The sequence below is a fragment of the Lacrimispora amygdalina genome (assembly GCF_003432035.1).
Taxonomy (GTDB): Bacteria; Bacillota; Clostridia; order Lachnospirales; family Lachnospiraceae; genus Lacrimispora; species Lacrimispora amygdalina.
This window is the reverse complement of the sequence record NZ_QOHO01000116.1, coordinates 21,567-43,540: the sequence shown is the minus strand read 5'-3', so window position 1 is coordinate 43,540 and position 21,974 is coordinate 21,567. Positions and strand designations below refer to the sequence as shown.

At 44.9% G+C, this 21,974-nt stretch carries 16 protein-coding genes; 4 read left to right on the top strand and 12 right to left on the bottom strand.

Features of this window, described 5'->3' with window-relative positions; translation table 11 throughout:
- Nucleotides 1-33: 33 nt before the first annotated feature.
- From DS742_RS27185 to ssnA, 12 genes are all read right to left on the bottom strand, one after another.
- Nucleotides 34-1,530: a hypothetical protein gene (locus tag DS742_RS27185; RefSeq protein ID WP_117420041.1), complete on the bottom strand. Its 1,497-nt coding sequence runs from the start codon at nucleotides 1,528-1,530 to the stop codon at nucleotides 34-36.
- Between the two features lie 164 nt (nucleotides 1,531-1,694).
- Nucleotides 1,695-2,426 (bottom strand): hypothetical protein, encoded by a 732-nt coding sequence (locus DS742_RS27180; protein ID WP_117420040.1) that lies wholly within the window; start codon nucleotides 2,424-2,426, stop codon nucleotides 1,695-1,697.
- 26 nt (nucleotides 2,427-2,452) lie between these two features.
- Complete coding sequence (locus tag DS742_RS27175) at nucleotides 2,453-3,175, bottom strand: LytR/AlgR family response regulator transcription factor (RefSeq protein ID WP_117420039.1); 723 nt, start codon at nucleotides 3,173-3,175, stop codon at nucleotides 2,453-2,455.
- A 343-nt stretch (nucleotides 3,176-3,518) separates the two neighbouring features.
- Complete coding sequence (locus DS742_RS27170) at nucleotides 3,519-5,261, bottom strand: sensor domain-containing diguanylate cyclase/phosphohydrolase (RefSeq protein WP_117420038.1); 1,743 nt, start codon at nucleotides 5,259-5,261, stop codon at nucleotides 3,519-3,521.
- 144 nt (nucleotides 5,262-5,405) lie between these two features.
- Nucleotides 5,406-5,972 (bottom strand): nucleotidyltransferase family protein, encoded by a 567-nt coding sequence (locus tag DS742_RS27165; protein ID WP_117420037.1) that lies wholly within the window; start codon nucleotides 5,970-5,972, stop codon nucleotides 5,406-5,408.
- Nucleotides 5,969-6,784: a selenium-dependent molybdenum cofactor biosynthesis protein YqeB gene (gene yqeB / locus DS742_RS27160; RefSeq protein WP_117420044.1), complete on the bottom strand. Its 816-nt coding sequence runs from the start codon at nucleotides 6,782-6,784 to the stop codon at nucleotides 5,969-5,971. The genes DS742_RS27165 and yqeB overlap by 4 nt, the downstream gene beginning before the upstream one ends.
- A 1-nt stretch (nucleotide 6,785) precedes the next feature.
- Nucleotides 6,786-7,820, bottom strand: a complete 1,035-nt coding sequence (locus DS742_RS27155; protein WP_117420036.1) for a molybdopterin-binding protein — start codon at nucleotides 7,818-7,820, stop codon at nucleotides 6,786-6,788.
- The gene (gene yqeC, locus DS742_RS27150; RefSeq protein WP_117420035.1) at nucleotides 7,817-8,668 is read right to left on the bottom strand and encodes a selenium cofactor biosynthesis protein YqeC; all 852 of its coding nucleotides are present in this window, start codon (nucleotides 8,666-8,668) and stop codon (nucleotides 7,817-7,819) included. Before yqeC ends, DS742_RS27155 begins: the two co-directional genes overlap by 4 nt.
- Nucleotides 8,668-10,044 carry a dihydropyrimidinase gene (hydA, locus tag DS742_RS27145; RefSeq protein ID WP_117420043.1) on the bottom strand — a complete coding sequence of 459 codons (1,377 nt, stop codon included), beginning with the start codon at nucleotides 10,042-10,044 and terminating at the stop codon, nucleotides 8,668-8,670. Before hydA ends, yqeC begins: the two co-directional genes overlap by 1 nt.
- Before the next feature lie 139 nt (nucleotides 10,045-10,183).
- Nucleotides 10,184-12,751, bottom strand: a complete 2,568-nt coding sequence (gene xdh / locus DS742_RS27140) for a selenium-dependent xanthine dehydrogenase (protein ID WP_117420042.1) — start codon at nucleotides 12,749-12,751, stop codon at nucleotides 10,184-10,186.
- A 16-nt stretch (nucleotides 12,752-12,767) separates the two neighbouring features.
- Nucleotides 12,768-15,758: a putative selenate reductase subunit YgfK gene (gene ygfK / locus DS742_RS27135; protein WP_117420034.1), complete on the bottom strand. Its 2,991-nt coding sequence runs from the start codon at nucleotides 15,756-15,758 to the stop codon at nucleotides 12,768-12,770.
- 71 nt (nucleotides 15,759-15,829) lie between these two features.
- The gene (gene ssnA, locus DS742_RS27130; RefSeq protein ID WP_117420033.1) at nucleotides 15,830-17,164 is read right to left on the bottom strand and encodes a putative aminohydrolase SsnA; all 1,335 of its coding nucleotides are present in this window, start codon (nucleotides 17,162-17,164) and stop codon (nucleotides 15,830-15,832) included.
- A gap of 321 nt (nucleotides 17,165-17,485) precedes the next feature.
- On the opposite strand from ssnA, the gene DS742_RS27125 reads away from it, so the two are divergent.
- The 4 genes from DS742_RS27125 to ygeW are packed head-to-tail and all read left to right on the top strand — an operon-like array spanning nucleotide 17,486 to nucleotide 21,966.
- Nucleotides 17,486-18,136, top strand: coding sequence for a helix-turn-helix transcriptional regulator (locus DS742_RS27125; protein WP_117420032.1), 651 nt, complete (start codon nucleotides 17,486-17,488; stop codon nucleotides 18,134-18,136).
- 57 nt (nucleotides 18,137-18,193) lie between these two features.
- The gene (gene dpaL, locus DS742_RS27120; protein WP_117420031.1) at nucleotides 18,194-19,399 is read left to right on the top strand and encodes a diaminopropionate ammonia-lyase; all 1,206 of its coding nucleotides are present in this window, start codon (nucleotides 18,194-18,196) and stop codon (nucleotides 19,397-19,399) included.
- A gap of 29 nt (nucleotides 19,400-19,428) precedes the next feature.
- On the top strand, nucleotides 19,429-20,742 hold the full coding sequence (locus DS742_RS27115; RefSeq protein WP_117420030.1) for a YgeY family selenium metabolism-linked hydrolase: 1,314 nt from the start codon (nucleotides 19,429-19,431) through the stop codon (nucleotides 20,740-20,742).
- Nucleotides 20,743-20,769: 27 nt separating this feature from the next.
- On the top strand, nucleotides 20,770-21,966 hold the full coding sequence (ygeW, locus tag DS742_RS27110; RefSeq protein WP_117420029.1) for a knotted carbamoyltransferase YgeW: 1,197 nt from the start codon (nucleotides 20,770-20,772) through the stop codon (nucleotides 21,964-21,966).
- The last annotated feature ends 8 nt before the right edge of the window (nucleotides 21,967-21,974 follow it).

Below are 21,974 nucleotides of genomic sequence, written 5' to 3'. Positions count from 1 at the left end.
AAGTTATTTTACAATTGAGGTTTATTTTTTTAATCAACTGAAAGGTAAAATGAGATTATCAATTTCTGGATTTTTCAGATAATCAACAAGCATTATACCTGAATAATAGCTGTCGAAGCCAAGCTGCATGGAAAGCTCACCTCCAAGCTGTTGGATATACCATCTGTCGTTATATTTTAAAGTATCAGTACAAATGATATAGCGGGCACCATTAAATTCAAACACAACCGCGATGCTTTCCGCTTTATCCGAGCCGTAAATCTTCATCCTCCTGAGCCTTAAATCTTGAAATTTATCTGTTTCATATGACTCTGACAATTGTTCCGGATTAATATATCCCAGAACTTTTATGGAATTTAAATTCAAACGTTTTGGCATCTCTGATAACGCCGAAGAAACATTTAATTTTCCCGTCTGAACCAGATCACTCATATCATTTTCTGAAAAAACGCCCAGTGCTGTATATTGTTCTAAAAATCTCCTCTGAATCTCTTTTTTTCTGCTTTGAATGTTTAAATCTCTGGTAAAACCATTTACAACAGGAAGGTTGATTTCCTGCTGCATAAAAATATATCCTCCGGTAGTTTCTAATCTGGTCTGAAAATCTAAATGGTCCACATAGCTCTCTACTGCAAACGCACCAATCATCTTGTCCTGATCATTGGCTGCAAGACTTTCTAAATAGCTTTTAACTGCCATTTGAGGCGAATTAAAGCCTTCTGCCTCAATGTTGGAAACTGCAGATTTTTCCGCTCCACGCACAGCTTCCGTCTCTAATAGATTTTTTGAAAAATCAGGTACCAGCTGTTTCAGACTCTTCTCATCTTCTGTATCTAACGAGATACTTCCTGCCGCTTCCCTGTCTATTCCTAACATATTGGCAAATATTCCGCCTATCTGGTGATTAAACCATCGGCCATCCTTTCTTATTACATCAAAAATAAGTAAGTACTTAATGTCATCGGCCTCAATAGCTGCGACACAGCTTACCATCTTATCACCGCCACTGCGTTGTGCTGCCTTGATTAAATTTTCCTGATGTTTTTGACTTGCATATACCTCTTCTAACTCTTCCGGAGCAACAAACCCCATCAATTTTATTGAGCCAAAATCTCCCCCCCTGATATGACTTTCCAATTTTTCCACAAATGCCGTTACATCTGCCGGATCATTTAAAATCACAGGGCCTTCTTTCTCCAATTCAAGCCCGCAGAGAATAGTATATTGCCGTATAATATCATCTGTATTAATATTTTCTGAAAAGGTATCCATCATACGCTTCAAATCGTTGTCTCTAAGGCCTTCTAAATAAGCTATGACTGCACTTTCCGGCGAATCAAACCCTGCCTGAGCCGTTGTCTGCGACATACTTAAGGCCTCTTTCCCCTTAGAAAGTTCCGGCTGGATTTCTGAAAAAACTCTCTTTCCTTCCTCCACTGGAGGTTTCTCCTGCGAAGAACAGGCAGAAACAAGTGCCGTCACCAATAATGCAGCCGCAATTGCCAAAGTAAATTTACTTCTTTTAATCATTTTTATTACCCTCCCAGTAACTTTAAATCAATCTTATGTTCAGTTACATTATAATACAAATTTTTACATTTTTTCGCATCATGTAATAATTAGCAGCCTATATGTAATTTTTGGTAACAAAAAAAGAAAAGCAGTTGTTGACTGCTCTTCCAAGATAATCATTATTATGAAATATTAAAATTACCACTGCACAAGGCCTCCTCCTGCTTTCCCTCCCCCATAAACAATAACACGGCGCAGATCCTCACCATATAAGGAACCATCCATTGGTTAAAAATGGTATATACAGGTGTTGGTGCAGTCATCTGACTGAAAAATCCATAGGTATCCATATCCGACATAAAAATCTGATAATCCTGCCACTCTTTAAAAGAACATAAAACAGCGAAACCAATGGTTACGACTGCTCCTGCAATAAAATGCTTTAAACTGGTTTTATCAATGCATAAAGCCTGGCTTTTGTTTTTCAGAGACATTTTCATCACAATAATTACCATAAAAAATACGGTAACTATTTTAAATGCCATAAATATCGTGACAGCTATGGGATATGATTCAATAAAGAATGAAATCAGGTTATGAAAGATGTATATTATTATTTTTTCCAGAATGACTCCAATAATTAGGTACAAATACAGGATTTTTTTATATCCCTGCCACTGACCGTCTCTTTTTGATCTCCAGTCTGATAAAATGAATAACAGGAGAAGCGCTTCTCCATATATAACAGCTATCTCCAAAAAAGACCGGATTAAATAGTGAACAGCAACAGGAAGCGGCGGCAGCAATATAATAATATCCGTAAATATGCGGCTAATAAACCGGATACTTCCTTCCAGCCAGACAATTCCCCCCATCAGCATCATAATAACGTAATAATTTAATCTTTTTGTCATCTTATCCCCCATTTACCTGGTGGTTTTTAAATCTGACACCACCCCATCGTTTCAAACATGATCTCCTCCACTTCCTTGCGCCTGCTGCGGCTAACCGGTAGGCAGGTTCCATCCATCAATTCCACGACGTCATTGGAGAACCTGGCAATCTGGCTGAAGCTGACCAGATAGGATTGGTGTATTCTGATAAAACGAAATTTACGGTCTTTTAATTCGTTTTCGATCTCTTCCAGACTTTTATATAATCTGTGACGGCCTTCTTCACATGCAATCTCAGTCAGACGGAGCTTACTTTCAAAATACAGCACTTTCTTTAAATATACCTGGCACTCGGTTCTGCCATATTTAAAGTGGTAATATAAGTCTTTTGTTTCGATCAGATTCATAATGTGGCTGAAATTATTATTGAATTCAGGATCCCTGACTGGTTTTACAAGGTATCCTATGGGCGCCGAACGGAAGGCCTGATTAATGTATCTCTGGTGAGATGTCATAAAGACAATTTGTACCATGCGGTCAAATTCCCGGATACGTTCTGCAGCCATCAGTCCATTCATGCGTTTCATCTCGATATCCATATAAATGATATCATAACGCTTACCTAAATAAACAGCCCTGACAATTTCATCACCGTCACAGAAAGTCTCCACATCCAGATCCATTTCTTTTTCATTCCCAATCCTGCGCAAACGCGTTTCTGCTTCCAACAGCAGCAGATGGTCATCATCACATACTCCAATTTTCAACATGGCCTCTCCTCCTATTATCCAGCAATCTCCGAAATCAGTTTTCTACAGATTTGCTTCCTTATCATATATTAACAATTTGCCAATTTTGTTTTTTGTTAACGGTCTCAGCATATAACTATTTTCGACAACTTTCAACCCAAATGCCAAAATTATACACGTTGAGTTCCAAAATTGACACATTTTATTTTTTCAAAGTTACATTTTCCTTATTGAAATGATATTTTTTAGTCAATTTATAATCGAAAATTTTAACAGAATTCTAATACAAAAAAAGAAAACAGGGATGACCGGCATGACCTCAAAAAAGAGGCATACCGGCCATCCCTGTTTTCGTCTTAACAATTCAGGCACCCGTTCCCGAATTATTAATAACCTTATCAATAAATATCGTTACATATTCCTTACAGAACTGGGTTCCTGCTCCTTTGCGCAGCTCATTGACCGCAATCTCCTTTGACAACGCATGGCGGTAACTTCGTTCACTGATCATTGCATCATAGGCGTCTGCTATGGCGATAATTCTGGACTGTATGGGAATCTCTTTCCCCTTCAACCCTTTTGGATATCCGCTTCCATCCCAGCGTTCATGATGGGCTAGCACGTAATCCGCCATTTCTGACAGCTCATTCACTGTGCTTAAGATCCGGTATCCGATTTCGGGGTGCTTCTTAATTTCTCCCCATTCATCAACGTCAAGCTTTCCGTTCTTATTAAGGATGCCTTCCTCAATCGCCACCTTGCCGATATCGTGAAGAAGACCGACTGTCTTTAATTCCTTAATGTCATCCTCCTGAAGCTCAAGTGCTTCTCCCATCTTTTCACACAGCTCTGATACACGCAGGGAATGCTGTTCCTCCCTGAAATTCTTTTCATGAAGCGCTGCCATAATGGTATAAATGGTTTTCCCTCTCATACTTGGACTTTCCATCAGTTTTTTCCTGTACATAAAATCTTCGGCTTTCTTTAAAACCTCTGTAATGGAGTCTTCGCTGCTGCTCTTTATGCTGTATCCGAAAGAAATTGAAAGCATGATTTTATTCACAGACTGAACCTTTGCCATGTCACTCATGGCTGATATCATCTTTTTAATCTCTTTCTCATCCGTATTCGGTGAAAAAATAACAAATTCGTCTCCGCCCAGCCGGCATATGATATCCTGGCTCCGGGTATTGTTCATAAGAACCACTGCGGCTTTTCGTATGTACTCATCACCTGCTGTGTGGCCAAATGAATCATTAATCAGCTTCAGACCATTAATGTCCGCCATGGTGATCACCAGCGGATAGTGATAATCCTGGTTTAAAAGCCTTAGCTGTTCTTCAAAATATCTACGGTTATACAGACCGGTTAGGGGATCATGGTAGCTTAAATAATTCAGCCTCTCCTGGGCCTGCCTGCGCTCTGTTATGTTATTGATAATCAAAGCCAGCTGGCATTTCCCGGGACAAAATACAATCACCTCATAGTAAATGCCTGTCCTGTGCTGGAACCGCTCGTAGCGGGCAGGCTCACCGGTTTTCACAGTCTTATAAAGCAGTTCCCATATATCAGGTTCCAGAGTATCATGTATATCACAGAAATATCTCCCAATAACAGATTCTTCCTGGTCACAGGCCAGTTCCTCATAACAAGGGTTTACATCTATCAGCTTATAGTGCCTGATATCAGTTTCACACTCTCCCTCAAACAGTGCCATTCCAAGCTGCATATGGGCGATGATTGTCCGATATTTTTCTTCACTCTCCATGAGCTTCTGATCATAAAGACCGATCTTCTCATACTGCATCTTCAGTTCTTCATAACTTCTGCACAGCTCTTCTTCAGCAAAACCGGCTTTGTTTAACAGTCTTAATATCACATAGTATAAAAATACGGAAGTACAGAATACAAACAGGATTCCCTTCAGCATGCTAAAAAGCATGGCTTCCCAGGAATTACTGACAATGGCTGGAACCAATCTGTCAGAACAAAATATCCAGAACAAACCCAGCAGAAAATAGCTCACGCAGATCTTGATTCCTTCCCGCTTCAGTTCCTTTCTGCTCTTATTTAACATAAGGAAATGTTCCCTCAGCCTTTTCCACATACCGTCCCTCCTTTGATGATTTAATTATACACGATTTTCATTCTTCTGAAAACCAATAAGTGATTTTTTTCTATAGTTGGAAAAAACTGACAATAAAAAAACACGGTCTTAAAAAGCCGTGTCTTCCAAAAAAATAAATTAATTTTACAAGGGCATGACATCAATGTCCTTTAACTCACGGGCATCTTCTGCCTCTAAAAGGAACACATCAGACATGTGGGCTGCAATAATTTTTTTCCCTCCTCTGTCTCCTGTAAGCTCCATCAGTTTTTTTCTGTATTGCCCGGAAAATATAGCCGGATTGCCTAATTCCCCTCTGAAACATAAACAGGCAAGCCCTTTCCGGCTTTCCCAAAAGCCTTTTACCAGTGCTTCTATGGTGGAAGACTGTAAATAGGGCTGGTCACAGACTGCAAAAAAGAAATCCGTGTCATCCTTTTCCAGTTCCTTTAGTGCAAGATGGATGGAATGAGAGATTCCAAGTCTGCTGTCCCTGTTTGCAATGATCTTATATCCGGAATCTTTCATGTATTCCATAATTTCATCATACTGGGTGACAATCAGTTTTCTGGAAAATAACCCATCCGGAAGTTGATCAATTGCTTCTATAATATACCGATACATGGGCTTTCCGTTTATTTCATAAAGCAGCTTATTGCCGTTAAATCTTAAGCTGTCCCCTGCTGCCAGGAGAATCAGTGTCATATTCATTCTGAAACCCTTTCTTTTTCAGTAAGAAGCTTCTTTCTAAGGCTTAATACAGCCTCTAATACTCCCCCTCCAATGGCAGAGGCCTTATCTGATATGGTATAACAATGCCCGGTTATTCCTCTGGGATCAATATCTCCTGATTTCATCCCTTTAAAAACAGTCACGCCATCCTGAAGCAGCCCTCTAACCACACCGCCTGCTAAAGCAAATACAGGAGCGTTATCCACATATCCAACCACATCTCCCTTATTTACCACCGTTCCAATGGTGACAGCCGGATGAAATACGCCGTTTCCCACAGAACGGATGATCCGCTCTTTATCATAACCGCCGATTATTCCAGGGACTCCTGTGTTGGAAATTGCACTTCCCTTCCAGATGCACCGGCCCAGGTCGTGACCGCGTTTGGTCTCCACCACTCCATGGCAGTCCACGCCTGCAGTAAAACCAGGCCCCACTCCAATAACGATATCTGCATCTGTGATTTTTGTTCCCAGATTCCGTTTCGCTATGATGGCATCTACAACCACATCCGGCTTCAGCTCCTTCCGGATGCGGCATTCTTCATCAACCACCACAGCCACCTGGTCCCCTGACAGAGCTTCCTCTATCTCTTCCATGCTGCGGCATAACACTCCGGTAACATCCTCCACTTTGGCCCTGCCTTCATAAACAGCTCTGGAAAATGCCACTGTACGCCTCACTGTAGTGGGAACCGGAATTTCCGTCATAACAATGGAAAACCCGCAGCGCTGCAGGCGGCAGGCGATTCCGGAAGCCAGATCGCCTGCACCTTTGATCAATATCTTCATCCTACCAGCCCTTTCCAAATCCGCAGTTTGGATAATGACATTCATCGCAGGAGAGGCAGAGCCCTCCTTTTCCAAGCTTATCCAGTTCTTCTTTTGTCACCGGATCATCTGCCATCAGCCTTGGCAGGACTAAATCAAGCACCGTCCTTTTGGCATACATCACACAACCCGGAAGTCCTGCTACCGGAATGTTCTTCCCATCTTTCCTGTAATAGGAAAGAAGAAACATGGCTCCTGGCAGAACCGGTGCGCCGTAAGATACCACTTCAGCACCTGTACTGCGGATTGCAAGAGGCGTTTTATCATCAGGATCCACGCTCATGCCTCCGCTGACCAGAACCATATCTGCTCCCTGACTGATAAAATTAAGAATCGCCTCAGTGGTATGCTCCGGCTTATCATCCGTTATTGTCTGCCCCAGAATTTCTCCTCCAAACTCTTCAGCCTTGGCTCTTAAAACAGGACCAAAGGCATCCTTGACCTTTCCGCAGTATACTTCACTTCCGGTTGTTACAATACCGACTTTCTTATTTTTATATGGCAGAATGGAAAATATCTTTTTTCCGCTGCACATATTTTTCACTGCTTCCATTTTATCCTTCTTAATCACCAGTGGAATAACCCGGGTTCCGCACAGTTTGTCCCCTGGTTCCACAGGCGTATTGGGATGTCTGGAGGCAATCATCATATCTCCTGCACTGTTTACTGAATCAAGCAGACCGGTATCTATTTTCAGAAGTCCCCGGATGGTGGATTTTAATTCTATTTTTCCCTCTTTCGCATCGCCTCTTTCCATATGGTCGTTGATGCATAATTCACAGAGTATTTCAGCTGCCTCATTTTCATGATACATCGTATCATCCTTTTCCCATACATAAAGATGCGCTTTCCCCATCGACAGCAGAACAGGTATGTCTTCCTCTGTCACCACATGTCCTTTACGGAATCTTGCGTCCTTTGACACTCCAGGTATGATCTGGGTCATATCATGGCAAAGAACCTGGCCCACTCCGTCTTCCGTTCTGATTTCCTTCATCTTGTTAACCCCTTTCCTGTAAATGCGTTTTTATCTTTAGAATTTGCAGACTGCCCGGATTCCTTAAAACTGGCTGCTGCACAGCACTCCGCCCATTGTTCTCCCATGTCCTCTGCCACTGCCTGGGCACGGGACAGCTGCAGTTCATCATCTGCTTTGTTCATAAGAATCCGGTACTCCATGGACTCGGCTCCCTTTCTGGTCCCATTGGTGCTGGTCAGGATTCTGGCCGCATCACCCGGAGTAATCCGGTCTTTCATCGTCTGACTGCCAAATACCTGGGGCGCCAGTTCATGGCGGAAACATATTTTTTCCCATGGCTCTCCAATGCAGTCAAGCCCCATACACCCGATCACTGCATAGGTACCTTTTGGTATAACCGGTTCCCTCATCGCCGGTATCTTAATGGGAAGACGTTTTGCCCCATCTGCCTCAACAAGAAGCACATCACAAAGGCTTAACAGTTTTTCCAGTTCAGACAGTTCCATTCCGTTCAGTTTTCCCTCTCCGGCAGGCAGGCCGGTCACCAGTACCCAGCCTGCCAAAGAAGAATATTCCTTATGACCGGCAATAAAATCACTGACTGTTTTCCAGTCAGCCGCTTCTGCAACAATCCTGTCAACAGGGTAGAAGATATGTGTGCTGGTCGTTACAATTACCCGCTTTCCCTGACCCGCCAGTTCATCGGCAAGGCAAAACATGGCGGTTGTCTTACCGCCTCCACCGGTAAAAGCAACAATCATCGGTTCTACCAGGGTAAGGCGGAGCGCCTCCCACAAAGAATCCTTTTTCTCCGGCTGTATTTTTCCTTCTGTTACTTCAAAAGCATACGCGTTTTTTAATTTCATCAGGGTAACTCCATGGGTCTGTTTCTTGGCACATAAGAACCTGTTTTTTCCAATAGGACTTCACCGTTTTCAGCCGCCAGTCTGCCTTTTAAAAATACAAGCTCCGCTTTTCCCTCTACGGAAATTCCTTCAAAAGGACAGTAATCCACATTGGCAATCTGATTTTCAGCAGACATCGTCCATCGGGCATCGGGATTTAATACCACAATATCTGCGTCACTTCCGGGAGCTATAACCCCTTTCTTTGGATAAACACCGTAAAGCTTTGCAGGATTTTCAGAAAGCAGACGGCACATCTGTTCCGCAGTCAGGCCATTCTTTTTTACTCCGAAGCTGTACATTAAAGCAGGACGAGCCTCCACTCCAGGCATACCGTTTGGTATCTTTGTAAAGTCAGCCCTGCCTGCTGCCTTCTGTGCAGTAGTGAAGCTGCAGTGATCGGTGGATACTGTCTGAATCTGATCCGCCTTTAGAAGTTCCCACAGACGCTGTCTGTCTGATTCCTTCTTAATCGTTGGTGAAATTACATACTTACTTCCCTCAAAGCCAGGGAGGTCATAAACTTCCTCATTAAAAATAAGATACTGGGGGCAGGTTTCCACATAAACCTTCTGTCCTCTCTCTCTTGCATATAAGATCTCTTTATAACCGGCTTCTGAGCTTAAATGTACGATGATAACCGGACAGTCCGCCACCTGGGCGATCTTTAAAAGACGGCCTGCCGCTTCCGCCTCTACCGCCGCAGGTCTTGTCTTTTTATGGCCATTAACCGAAAAATTACCTTTTGCCTTTTCTTCCTCCACCAGTGCCTCTATGATTCCTTTGTTTTCACAGTGTACACCGGCAATTCCTCCGGCCTCTTTTAAACGTTTTAGAATCTGGTATATCTTTTTATCCGCCATATACATCTCATCATAAGTCATATACAGCTTAAAGGAGGTCACACCCTCAGAAATGATGGTGTCAAGCTCTTCACTTACAGAATGGTTCCAGTCCGATATGGCCAGATGAAACCCATAATCACAGGATGCATTGCCATCCGCCTTTTTATGCCAGTGGTCCAGTGCCTGATGAAGACTTTCTCCCTTGTACTGGGTGGCAAAATCGATGATCATGGTGGTTCCGCCTGCTAAAGCCGCTCTGGTTCCCGATTCAAAATCATCTGCAGTTACAGTACCTGCCACATGAAGGTCAAAATGTGTATGGGCATCAATAAATCCCGGAAACAGAAGTCTGCCGGATACATCGATTATATCTGCCTTCTCATCTTTTATTTCCTGTTCCACAGCCAGAATCGTTCCATCCTCCATGAGAACATCTGCTGCAACAGCCTTGCTTCCCGAAATTACTGTTCCGCCTTTCAACAACGTCTTCACAGCAAATCCACTTCCTTTCTTATGATCCGGTCTGCTGTCCGCATACCGGTCTATGTCATCTATTTTCCCTTTTTCCCGGTTTCTTGTCAATCCCAAAAAGGCGCAGAGAAAACGATTTTCTCCTGCGCCCTTTCCCCGGTTATTTTTTCTTTTTCCGATATGCCGTCTCTTCCAAAGGCAGGGAGGTACGAAATACTCCGTCATACTTATAATAAGCACCCTGCACAGCCGGTGCCGTAGGAATGGAGGTAATCTCTCCGATTCCGATTGCCCCGTAGGCCAGTGGATCGTGATTGCGTTCTACTATTATGCTCTTAACGTCCGGCGTCCTGTCCGCACGAAACAGCCCCAGAGTACCGAATTTTGCAAGGGGAACACCATGATCCAAAGGAAATTCCTCCGTCAGGGCATATCCCAGCGACATGATCACACCGCCTTCAATCTGTCCTTCTACAGACAGGGGATTGATGGCTTTTCCCACATCATGGGCAGCTATCACCTTTTCCACGGTGCCGTCTTCCTTTAAACAGACCACCTGGGTTGCAAAGCCGTAGGCCACATGGGAGACCGGATTCTTCTTTTCGCTTCCCATGGGATCTGTAGCAGCCAGATACTCTCCAAAGTATTCTTTTCCATTTAAAGAAGACAGATCGTTCCCGTCCTTTAAGTCATTAAGAATCAGACCGCATGCCCGTATCGCGGCTTCTCCGGTCACCAGAGTCTGCCGGGAGCCGGAGGTGGTACCGGAATCAGGAGCCAGATTGGTCTCTGCAGCCACATAGATTACCTGATCTCCTGTTATGCCAAGTGTCTCACAGACGATCTGCTCCAGAACTGTTCCAAGTCCCTGACCGATGCAGGATGCACCTGATCTGATATGGACTTTCCCATCTTCAATGGTAAGCCTGCACCTTCCCCAGTCAGGAAGTCCCACACCCACACCCGCATTTTTCATGGCACAGGCAATTCCTGCATATGGGCTGCTTTCATAAATATCCTTTACAGCAAGAAGGGTTTCCACAAGCGCCGTTCCTTCTGCAGCAATCTGGCCGTTTGGAAGTTCCTGTCCCGGCCTTATGGCATTGCGGTAACGGATTTCCCATGGAGTAATCCCTGCTTTCTCTGCAAGCAGGTTTAAGTTGCATTCTATGGCAAAACAGCTTTGTGTAACGCCGAATCCGCGAAATGCTCCTGCAGGCGGGTTATTGGTATAAACAGCCGTTCCTTCAATGTCGATGTTCTGATAATTATAGGGCCCTGCTGCATGGGTGCAAAGCCGCTGGAGCACAGGTCCTCCCAGGGAAGCGTAGGCTCCGGTATCCGTTATGACCGTTGCGGTCATGCCGGTGAGGTAACCGTTCTCATCACAGGCCGTGGTAAATTCCATGGACGCAGGATGGCGCTTTGGATGAACCATCATGCTTTCTTTCCTGGTGAGCTTTACTTTTACAGGTCTGCCTGTGTAGTAGGACAAAAGAGCCGCATGATGCTGAACGGACATATCCTCTTTTCCGCCGAAACCGCCTCCTACCAGCTTATTGATCACATGAACCTTTGAAAGCTCCCAGCCAAGCATTCCGGCACATTCCTTTTGCGTATCGTAGGTTCCCTGATCAGAAGAATAGATAACAGCTTCTTGCTTTTTTCGATCCACTATGGCTATGGCACACTCCGGCTCCAGAAAGGCATGCTCGGTAAACGGTGTGTCATAATGCATGGTTACCGAATAAGCGGAACTCTCTATTGCTTTTTTTGCATCTCCTCTTACCAGATGCTCATGGGCTAAAATATTACCGGTATCATGAACCAGAGGTGCATCCGGCTTTAAAGCTTCCTGCGGCGAGAAAACTCCTGGAAGCTCTTCGTAGTCAATCTTGATTAACCGTTTGGCTTCTTCCAGTATCTCGGGAGTGTCGGCCGCTACAAGGCAGACTGCATCTCCCACATATCTGGTAATTTCTCCTTCCGGAATCATGGTATCCCAGTCTTTTTTTAAATGTCCCACTTTATTCCTTCCCGGAACATCCTTAGCTGTTAAGACTGCACGGACTCCGGGCAGCGCTTTGGCCCTGGAACTGTCTATGGACAGAATTCTGGCCCTTGGATACCGGCTCCGTACTGCGCTGCCGTAGATTAAGCCTTCCACTTCCATATCATCCACGTATTCACCGTAACCCAGAACTTTTTCCGGTACATCCAGGCGATGAACCCGCTGTCCCACAGACGTTACCTCAGGAGCCTTTAAATCCCTGACATCTTCACGCAACAGCCTGGCTGCAAGAAGAATGGCATCAATAATTTTCTTATATCCGGTACAGCGGCAGATATTCCCCCTCACTGCAAAGGCAGCCTCTTCCCTGGTCGGATCAGGATTTTCATCAATTAAAGCCTTCGCACAGATTACCATACCCGGGATGCAAAAACCGCACTGAACAGCTCCTGCCTGCCCGAAGGCGTAGACAAACACTTCTTTTTCTCTGTCAGACAATCCCTCCACCGTCATGACAGATTTCCCCTCCATCCTGGCGGCTTTCTGAACACAGGCTTTTACAGCCTTTCCGTCTATTAAGACCGTGCAGGTCCCGCAGGCACCCTCACTGCAACCGTCTTTCACTGACTTAAGCCCAAGATCGGTTCTTAAAACGTCTATCAGCTTTCTTTCTTCCGGTACTGTTACGGTCTCCCCGTTAACCAGGAAACGAACCATTGCTTCACCCACTTTCTTATCCTAAAAGATAATCGTAGTCTTTTATGACGGTTTCCACAATCTTTAAAAGTCCCTCCGGAACTGCGTCAAACTGCTCTCCTGCTTTCCCCGTATACAGCTTTCCCAGATACCGGATCAGGAATGTACCGGTTTTTCTGTCAGTTACGGTGAAGCCCTGATTTTTACTGTTATTTAAATCCGCTTCATTTGCAAACAGGGTGAATTTGTCTAAATACGGAGCGCTGTCATATGGACAAAAGCTTCGGCAGTTTCCGCACTCATTGCATAAATAATCCACATGAAGGATCTGATGCTTTGTTAATCCCGGAATCAGGAGTGCCAGATTGGCGCGGTTCGGACAGACCTCTGCGCAGTTTTCGCAGATGCTTTTACAGCCAAGGCATCTGGTACTTTCTTCCTGACCGTCCAGGGTTTCTTTTAAAATTCCCCTTCTGCCGTAAAGCTTCGTAGTATCGGATGATGTGCCGTCAAAATCCTTTGCGGCCTTTTTTCCTAAAATGGATTCAGCTGCCATCCTTGCATCTCTTATGGCTTCCACCACTGTTCCCGGGCCAAAAAGACCATCTCCCACTGCATAAACTCCTGGTACGCCTGTTTCCAGAGTCTCCTCATTCACAAGCACTCTTCCCCTGTCTGTTAATTCAATGCCGTTCTTTACATAAAACTCCTTTGGTATTCCCTCACCAACTGCGGCTATGACCGTATCAGCAGGTATGGAAACGGTCTCTTTCGTCTCTGTAACAGCCCTTCTTCCGCTTTCATCTGCTGCGGAAAGCTTCATCACTCTGCAGATGAGCTGGCCGTTGCTCCACTCTGCGGGAGCTAAAAGTTCCATGAATTTTACCCCATCCTGCATGGCCAGCAGCAGTTCTTCCTCATCTGCAGGCATATATCGTTTCGTTCTCCGGTAAATAAGCGAAACCTCTTTCACACCATGGGTTCTGACAGCTGCTCTTGCCGTATCCATGGCTGTATTTCCTCCGCCGATTACAGCAACTGCCTTTCCGATCTCCACGTTTTTATCCATTTCCTTGTATAGATTCAGAAAATGCAGGGCGTTCATGGTTTCGCCTGTTTTCAGATTCAAAACTCCCGGCTCGCCTGCACCTGCTGCCAGAATGATAAAATCAAAGCCTTCTTCTTTTAATGCAGACAGATCTGTTACTTCCGTATTCAGCCTTACTTCTGCCCCATAAGAGAGACATAAATCGATATCATGATCAATCACGTCCCCTGAAATTCTAAAATCAGGAATGATGTTTCGTACTACGCCTCCAAGCTTTCCGCTCTTTTCAAAGATTGTAGCAGGCATGCCATTCTTAGTAAGAAAATAAGCAGCAGAAAGACCAGCTGGTCCGCCTCCGACAATTGCCGTTTTTTTGCCCGTCAGTTTCCCTTTTTTAATGGTTTTCCGATAATTGTCATATCCATTTTCTGCACAAAGCAGCTTGGCCCCCCGTATATTAACCGGGGATTCGTAATGATTCCTGGTACACATATTCATACAGTTATGGGCACAAATGGAACCGGTTATGAAAGGAAGGGGATTTTTCTCCGCAATCACCTCCATGGCCTCTTCATAGTTTCCCTGACCAGACAGTTTTAAATAGGTGGTAATATCCTGATGAATGGGACAGGCCTCCTGACAGGGTGCCGTATAGCAGTCAAGCAATGGCACTGTTTTTTTCATCTTCCTGTCCGGCAAAAGCTTTAAGGCTTTTTTATAATGAGGATCTGAAACGGAATCTTTGGCCAGCCTGGAAGCTTTTATACGATCCACTCCCTGAAATGAGACGCCTATTTCTTTCGTCTTTTCCGCCATCTGAAGGAGTCTCTGGTAACCGCCCGGTTTTAAAAGGGTAGTGGCAACTGTAACCGGCCAGATTCCTGCGTCTATAATGTCCCTGATGTTATGATAATCAGCTCCGCCGGAGAATGAAATCCGAAGCGCTCCGTCAAATTCTTTGGAAAGTCTGGCTGCCAGAGCCATGGACAGAGGGAAAAGTGATCTTCCCGACATATACATCTCCTGGCTTGGAAGCTCGTTATTCTTTACATCAACCGGAAAGGTGTTGGTAAGTTTTACACCAAACTCCAGCCTGCTCTCCTTTGCCAGTGCCATAAGCCTCTTTAGCATGGGGATTGCATCCTCATACTGAAGATCATCAAGAAAATGGAACTCTCCGAAGGAAATATAGTCATATCCCATCTGGTCCAGGGTATTTCTGGCAAATTCATATCCAAGCAGTGTGGGGTTGCATTTAATAAAGGTATTCAGTCCCTTTTCCTCTATTAAATATACTGCAATCCGCTCAATCTCCTGAGGCGGACATCCATGTAAGGTAGAAAGAGTCACGCTGTTGCAGATCCGGGAAGAAATGGACTCAATATCCTCTTTTGTCACATTCTGAAACTGCTCTGAATGATCCAGAAGATACTGCCTGCAGGATTGGAACGTTTCCGTATCTTTTGCTTCCATCATGGAGTCAATAAAGGAATTGACTTTGGGGGATTTAATTCCCTCCAGGTCATAGCCCACACTCATATTAAACTGAAAGCCATCCATCCGGCCCAGTCCGTATTCTTTTGCCATAAAAGACAGTAAAAACCACGCTTTGATATATTCCTCCTGAGCCTGGGGAACATATAGCTCCGTGGACCATTCGCAGTTGTAGCACTCATCCTCTGCCCTGATGCAGGGCTTTTCTACAGGAAGATCATCTCCGTCTAAAATCTGCACAGTCTTCAGTTCAAAGAAACGGCTTCCTGCATAGTAAGCAGCTGCAATGTTCTGGGCCAGCTGGGTATGGGGACCAGCCGCCGGTCCGATTGGTGTTTCAAGAGTTCTGCCAAAGAGTTCCCTGTTATAGGACCCATCCGCCCGGTAAGGACGGTATACTCCGAATATGGAGTCCTGTTTTTTCTGTTCTTCTGTTACCCATTCCATTAATTGTGAAAACGGCATAGGTGTCATTTTGTCTCCCATTGATATCCTCCTGCATCCGGGCTTACTCTCAGTGATCTTTAAGCCCTGTATGAATATTCTCAGACTGTTTTTTATCGTCCGTTGATCCGTGCAGCAAGCGCTCCCGCCGCTTCCCTGCAGTCTGCCATAAGCTTCTCCTCATCGATTCCCGTAAGGATTCTGTCTTTCATAAGTACCTTGCCGTTACAGACGGTTGTGACAACGCTTCGCCCGGTCATTCCAAACAGAATATGACTGTTTGCGTTCTCTGCATTCATGGGTGTTAACGGGATATAATCCGTTACAATGACATCGGCAGCAGCACCTTCTTTTAAAACTCCCAGCGGTTTCTTAAAATATCTTCCTGCAATCTTTGCATTCCCTTCAAAAAGCATCTTCGGAACCTCGCCCCATGCCGCATTGGGATCGCATAAATGGTGCTTATGGAGAACGTTGGCTGTCTTATAAGACTCCAGCATATCGTGGGTATAGCCGTCTGTTCCAAGACCGGTTAAAATCCCACGCCTCACCAGTTCCATAGTGGGAGGGCATCCGCAGGCATTCCCCATATTGGATTCCGGATTGTGGACCACCATGGTGTCTGTATCAAGTATTAAATCCATCTCATGGGGATTAATGTAGATGCAGTGTCCCAAAAGCGTCTTCTCCCCAAGAATCTGAAAATCCATAAGGCGGTCAGCAATCCGCTTTCCGTACTTATGAAGGCAGTCGTGGAGATCTTCAATGCCTTCTGCCACATGAATGTGATAGCCTGCCCCGTCAGGCTTATGGGCTGCCGCAAATTCCATGGTCTGATCGGATATGGTAAACTGGGCATGCATTCCCATCATACCTGCAATCATGTCACGTTCATCAGAAAGAGCATGGCGGATAAACGCCTCATTCTCAAGAACGCCTTCCTTTGCTTTTTCCTCTCCTGCGCGGTCGGATACTTCATAGCATAAGCAGGTTCTCACTCCGGTTTTACCCGCTGCATCCTCAATTTTAAATAAGGAGTCCCTGATCTGACCGAAGCTGGCATGATGGTCAAATACAGTTGTCACACCGTTTTTAATGGAATCCACATAAGTGGCCATAGCGCTTAAATAAACATCATTTAAAGTTAAATTCCTGTCTATGGTCCACCAAAGACCGTCAAGAATTTCCAAAAAGCCGTGGGGATCGTACCCGTCAATGGCTAATCCTCTGGCAAAGGAGCTGTAAATATGCTCATGGGTATTGATAAAGGCAGGCATGATTACCCCTCCCCTGGCATCGATGTATTCCGCCTGGGGATATGCCTTTCTCATCTCACCAGTGGTGAGAACACGTTTTATAACCCCGGCCTCTATAGCCACTGCACCGTCTTCCAGAAACGGATTCTTAAGATCTCTTGTGATCATTCTTCCATTACCGATTATCAGCATGATTCCATCTCCTTTTCAATTTTCTAATATACGAAAGCAAATTGCTAATTTTCTTATGTATGCAAACCTGACAGAAGTAATTTCATGGTCCAATACTTTATTTTCACAATTTGCTTACATTTTATCTGTTTCACCTTATTTTTTTATGCACATTATACCATGGTTCTCTGTTAAAAACAGTGTATCATTTCATTTTCAGAATTGCAAGCATGAATTACAAAAATAATTAGCAAACCTAAAAATTTTTTAGAAAACCACTTGTAATTAAATTTTTTTATGCTATGATGAGTTTATCAATGATCCTGTAAGGAGGAGAAAAGAATGGATTCAAAGCTTCAGTTACTGACACAGATCGCACAGGGAGTCGCGGCTCACTTCGGCAGTCAATGTGAAGTGGTGATTCACGATTTGAGCAGGGAAAACATGGAAAGCTCCATCGTTTTTATAGAAAACGGCCAGGTCAGCAACCGTAAGATCGGAGACGGCCCCTCTGAAATTGTTCTGGAGACTTTAAAAAAGGATCCTGATCTCTTAAAAGACCGTCTTTCCTATCTGACACGAACCGAGGATGGCAGAATATTAAAATCCAGCACCATGTACATCAGGGGAACCGATCATACGGTAGACTACATCCTTGCCTTAAATTATGACATTACCGGACTGCTTACAGTTGAAAATGCCGTAAAATCATTAATCTCCACCGGCGAAGCTGCCGGCGATCACAACAAAGAGCCTAAAAAAATCACCCATAACGTCAATGACCTGTTAGATACCTTAATCGAGCAGTCCGTGGCTTTGGTTGGAAAACCTGTCGCCTTAATGAGTAAGGATGACAAGATCCTGGCAATCCAGTATCTAAATGATGCGGGTGCATTTCTCATTACCAAATCAGGCGACAAGGTCTCCAGTTATTTTGGTATCTCAAAGTTTACTTTATACAGCTATATGGATGCAAACAAAGAAAAGGTGTAAGCATCCGTCCAATGATACCCGTTGATTTTAATTTATTATAAAGGAGAATGTGCAGACATGAAACCAATCGAATGGGCTGTAAACACCATGCCAAAAACCGATGACAGACATCTGCCTGTTATGTCACAGGAGGAGGTACAAAAAGCGAGAAACTTTCACGTAAGCTTTCCCCAGTACAAAGAAACTCCTCTGACAAAGCTTCCCCATATGGCAGACCACCTGGGATTAGGTGAGATTTACATAAAAGATGAATCTTACCGGTTCGGCTTAAATGCCTTTAAGGTTTTAGGCGGATCTTACGCCATGGCCAGATATGTGGCAAAGCAGACAAAAAAGGAAGTTTCTGATCTCCCCTATCAGGTACTGACCTCAGAAGCTTTAAAGAAGGAATTCGGTCAGGCCACCTTTTTCACTGCAACTGACGGCAACCACGGAAGAGGCGTTGCCTGGGCTGCCCGCCAGCTTGGTCAGAAGGCAGTTGTCTTTATGCCAAAAGGGACTACAATGAACCGTTTTAACAACATCAAAGCGGAAGGAGCAGAGGTAACCATCGAGGAATTCAACTACGACGAATGTGTCCGCATGGCAGCAGATGCTGCTGCAAAGGTGAAAAACGGCGTGGTAGTCCAGGATACTGCATGGGACGGCTACGAGGAAATCCCTGCCTGGATCATGCAGGGCTATGGCACCATGGTCATGGAAGCAGACGAACAGCTTAAACAATACGGCTGTGAAAGACCTACCCATGTCTTTGTTCAGGCAGGTGTCGGATCTCTTGCCGGAGCAGTGGTGGGATATTTTAATAACCGTTATCCGGAAAATCCTCCTGTCTGTGTTGTGGTGGAGGCAGATGCGGCAGCCTGCCTTTATGAAGGAGCGAAAGCCGGAGACGGTAATATCCGGATCGTGGATGGCGACATGCAGACCATTATGGCCGGTCTCGCCTGCGGAGAACCCAATACCATATCCTGGGATATTTTAAAGAATCATACCGATACCTTTATCTCTGCACCTGACTGGGCTGCCTCTGCAGGCATGAGAATGCTGGCTGCACCAATAAAGGGAGATACTCCTGTTACATCGGGTGAATCGGGAGCTGCACCCTTTGGAGTTTTAGCTTCTGTTATGAAGGATGACTCCTGTCAGGCTTTAAGAGAACACCTGGGACTTAATAAAGATTCGAAAGTTTTACTTTTTTCAACAGAGGGAGATACTGACCCGGACCGTTATAAAGCCATTGTCTGGGAAGGAAAAGAACGTTAACCATTTCATAAAAACCGGAGGTTAAAAACATGGATTACGAAAAAATCAAAGAAGCAGCAAAAAGCTACGAAGCAGATATGACAAAATTTCTGCGTGACATCGTTCAGTTTCCAGGAGAGAGCTGCGATGAAAAAGCTCATATCGACCGGATTGCACAGGAGATGCAAAAGCTTGAGTTTGACAAGGTGGAAATCGATCCCATGGGCAATGTGCTTGGATTTATGGGAACCGGAAAAACACTGATCGGCTTCGATGCTCACATTGATACGGTAGGAATCGGTAACAAATCCAACTGGAACTTCGACCCCTACGAAGGCTATGAAACTGATACGGAGATTGGCGGAAGAGGTGTTTCCGACCAGTGCGGCGGACTGGTATCTGCTGTTTACGGTGCCAGAATCATGAAGGATTTAGGTCTTTTAAATGATAAATATACCGTTCTGGTTACCGGTACCGTTCAGGAAGAAGACTGCGACGGGCTTTGCTGGCAGTACATTATCAATGAAGATAAGATCCGTCCGGAATTTGTAGTTTCCACAGAGCCCACTGACGGAGGGATCTACCGCGGCCAGAGAGGCCGTATGGAAATCCGTGTGGACGTAAAGGGTATCTCCTGCCACGGCTCCGCACCGGAGCGGGGAGACAATGCAATCTATAAGATGGCTGATATTCTTCAGGATGTCCGTTCTCTAAACGAGAATGATGCTGCTGATGACAAGGAGATCAAGGGACTTGTCAAGATGCTTGATGAATCACATAATCCGCAGTGGAAGGAAGCAAACTTTTTAGGAAAAGGCACCATTACTGTTTCAGAGATTTTCTTCACTTCACCAAGCCGCTGTGCAGTAGCCGACTCCTGTTCTGTTTCCTTAGACCGCCGTATGACAGCAGGGGAAACCTGGGAAAGCTGTCTGGATGAGATCCGCAGCCTGCCAAATGTTAAGAAATACGGAAGCGATGTCACCGTTTCCATGTATGAGTATTCCCGTCCTTCCTATAAAGGCCTTACCTATCCGATCGAATGTTACTTCCCAACCTGGGTCATTCCTGAGGATCATAAAGTAACCAGATCATTGGAAGAAGCTTATAAGTCCTTATACGGGGATACCAGAATCGGTGCAAAAGAGACTGTCTCCATGCGGATTGCACGTCCTCTCACCGACAAATGGACCTTTTCCACCAACGGCGTCTCCATTATGGGACGCAACCAGATTCCATGCATCGGTTTTGGACCGGGAGCAGAAGCCCAGGCCCATGCGCCCAACGAAAAAACCTGGAAGCAGGATCTTGTCACCTGTGCCGCCGTATATGCCGCACTTCCCACTGTTTACTGCAAAGAATAATACTAAAATCAGGAGGCTTACCACATTATGAAAACCTTACAGGATTATATCGACAAACTGAATTCCTTAAATTTCAAGGAGATGTACGAAAATGACTTCTTTTTAACCTGGGAGAAAACGGACGATGAGCTGGAAGCAGTCTGGACCGTTGCAGACGCTCTCCGCTTTATGAGAGAAAACAACATCTCCACAAAGGTTTTTGAGAGCGGACTTGGAATCTCCTTATTCCGCGACAACTCCACCCGTACCCGCTTCTCCTTTGCCTCTGCCTGCAACCTTCTCGGACTGGAAGTCCAGGATTTAGACGAAGGAAAATCCCAGATCGCCCATGGAGAGACTGTCCGTGAAACTGCCAATATGATCTCCTTCATGGCAGATGTCATCGGGATCCGTGACGATATGTATATCGGAAAAGGAAACGCCTATATGCATCAGGTTTCCGATGCTGTGACAGAAGGCTATAAGGATGGAATTCTGGAACAGAAGCCGGCCCTTGTAAACTTACAGTGTGATATTGACCACCCCACACAGACCATGGCCGACATGCTTCATATCATTCATGAATTCGGCGGCATCGAGAACTTAAAGGGCAAGAAGCTGGCCATGACCTGGGCTTACTCTCCTTCCTACGGAAAACCTTTATCCGTCCCTCAGGGTGTCATCGGATTAATGACACGTATGGGAATGGAAGTGGTTCTGGCTCATCCGGAAGGCTATGAGGTAATGCCGGAAGTTTTAGATGTTGCAAAGAGCAATGCGGAAAAATCCGGAGGCTCCTTCCGTGTATCCAATGATATGGCAGATGCATTTAAGGATGCTGACATCGTTTATCCAAAGAGCTGGGCACCATTTGCAGCCATGGAAAAGAGAACCGATCTTTATGGCAATGGGGATATGGACGGAATCAAAGCGCTTGAGAAAGAACTTCTGGCTCAGAATGCCAATCACAAAGACTGGTGCTGTACAGAAGAACTGATGAAGACGACTAAGGATGGAAAAGCCCTCTATCTTCACTGCCTCCCTGCAGATATCAACGATATCAGCTGCAAGGACGGAGAAGTGGAAGCTTCCGTATTTGACCGTTACAGAAATCCCCTTTATAAAGAAGCCAGCTATAAGCCATATGTAATCGCTGCCATGATCTTCTTAAGCAAATTTGAAAATCCCCAGGAAGTATTTAAAAAGCTGGAGGAAAAGAAATCACCGCGTAAGTTCTCAATCTGACCAAGGGG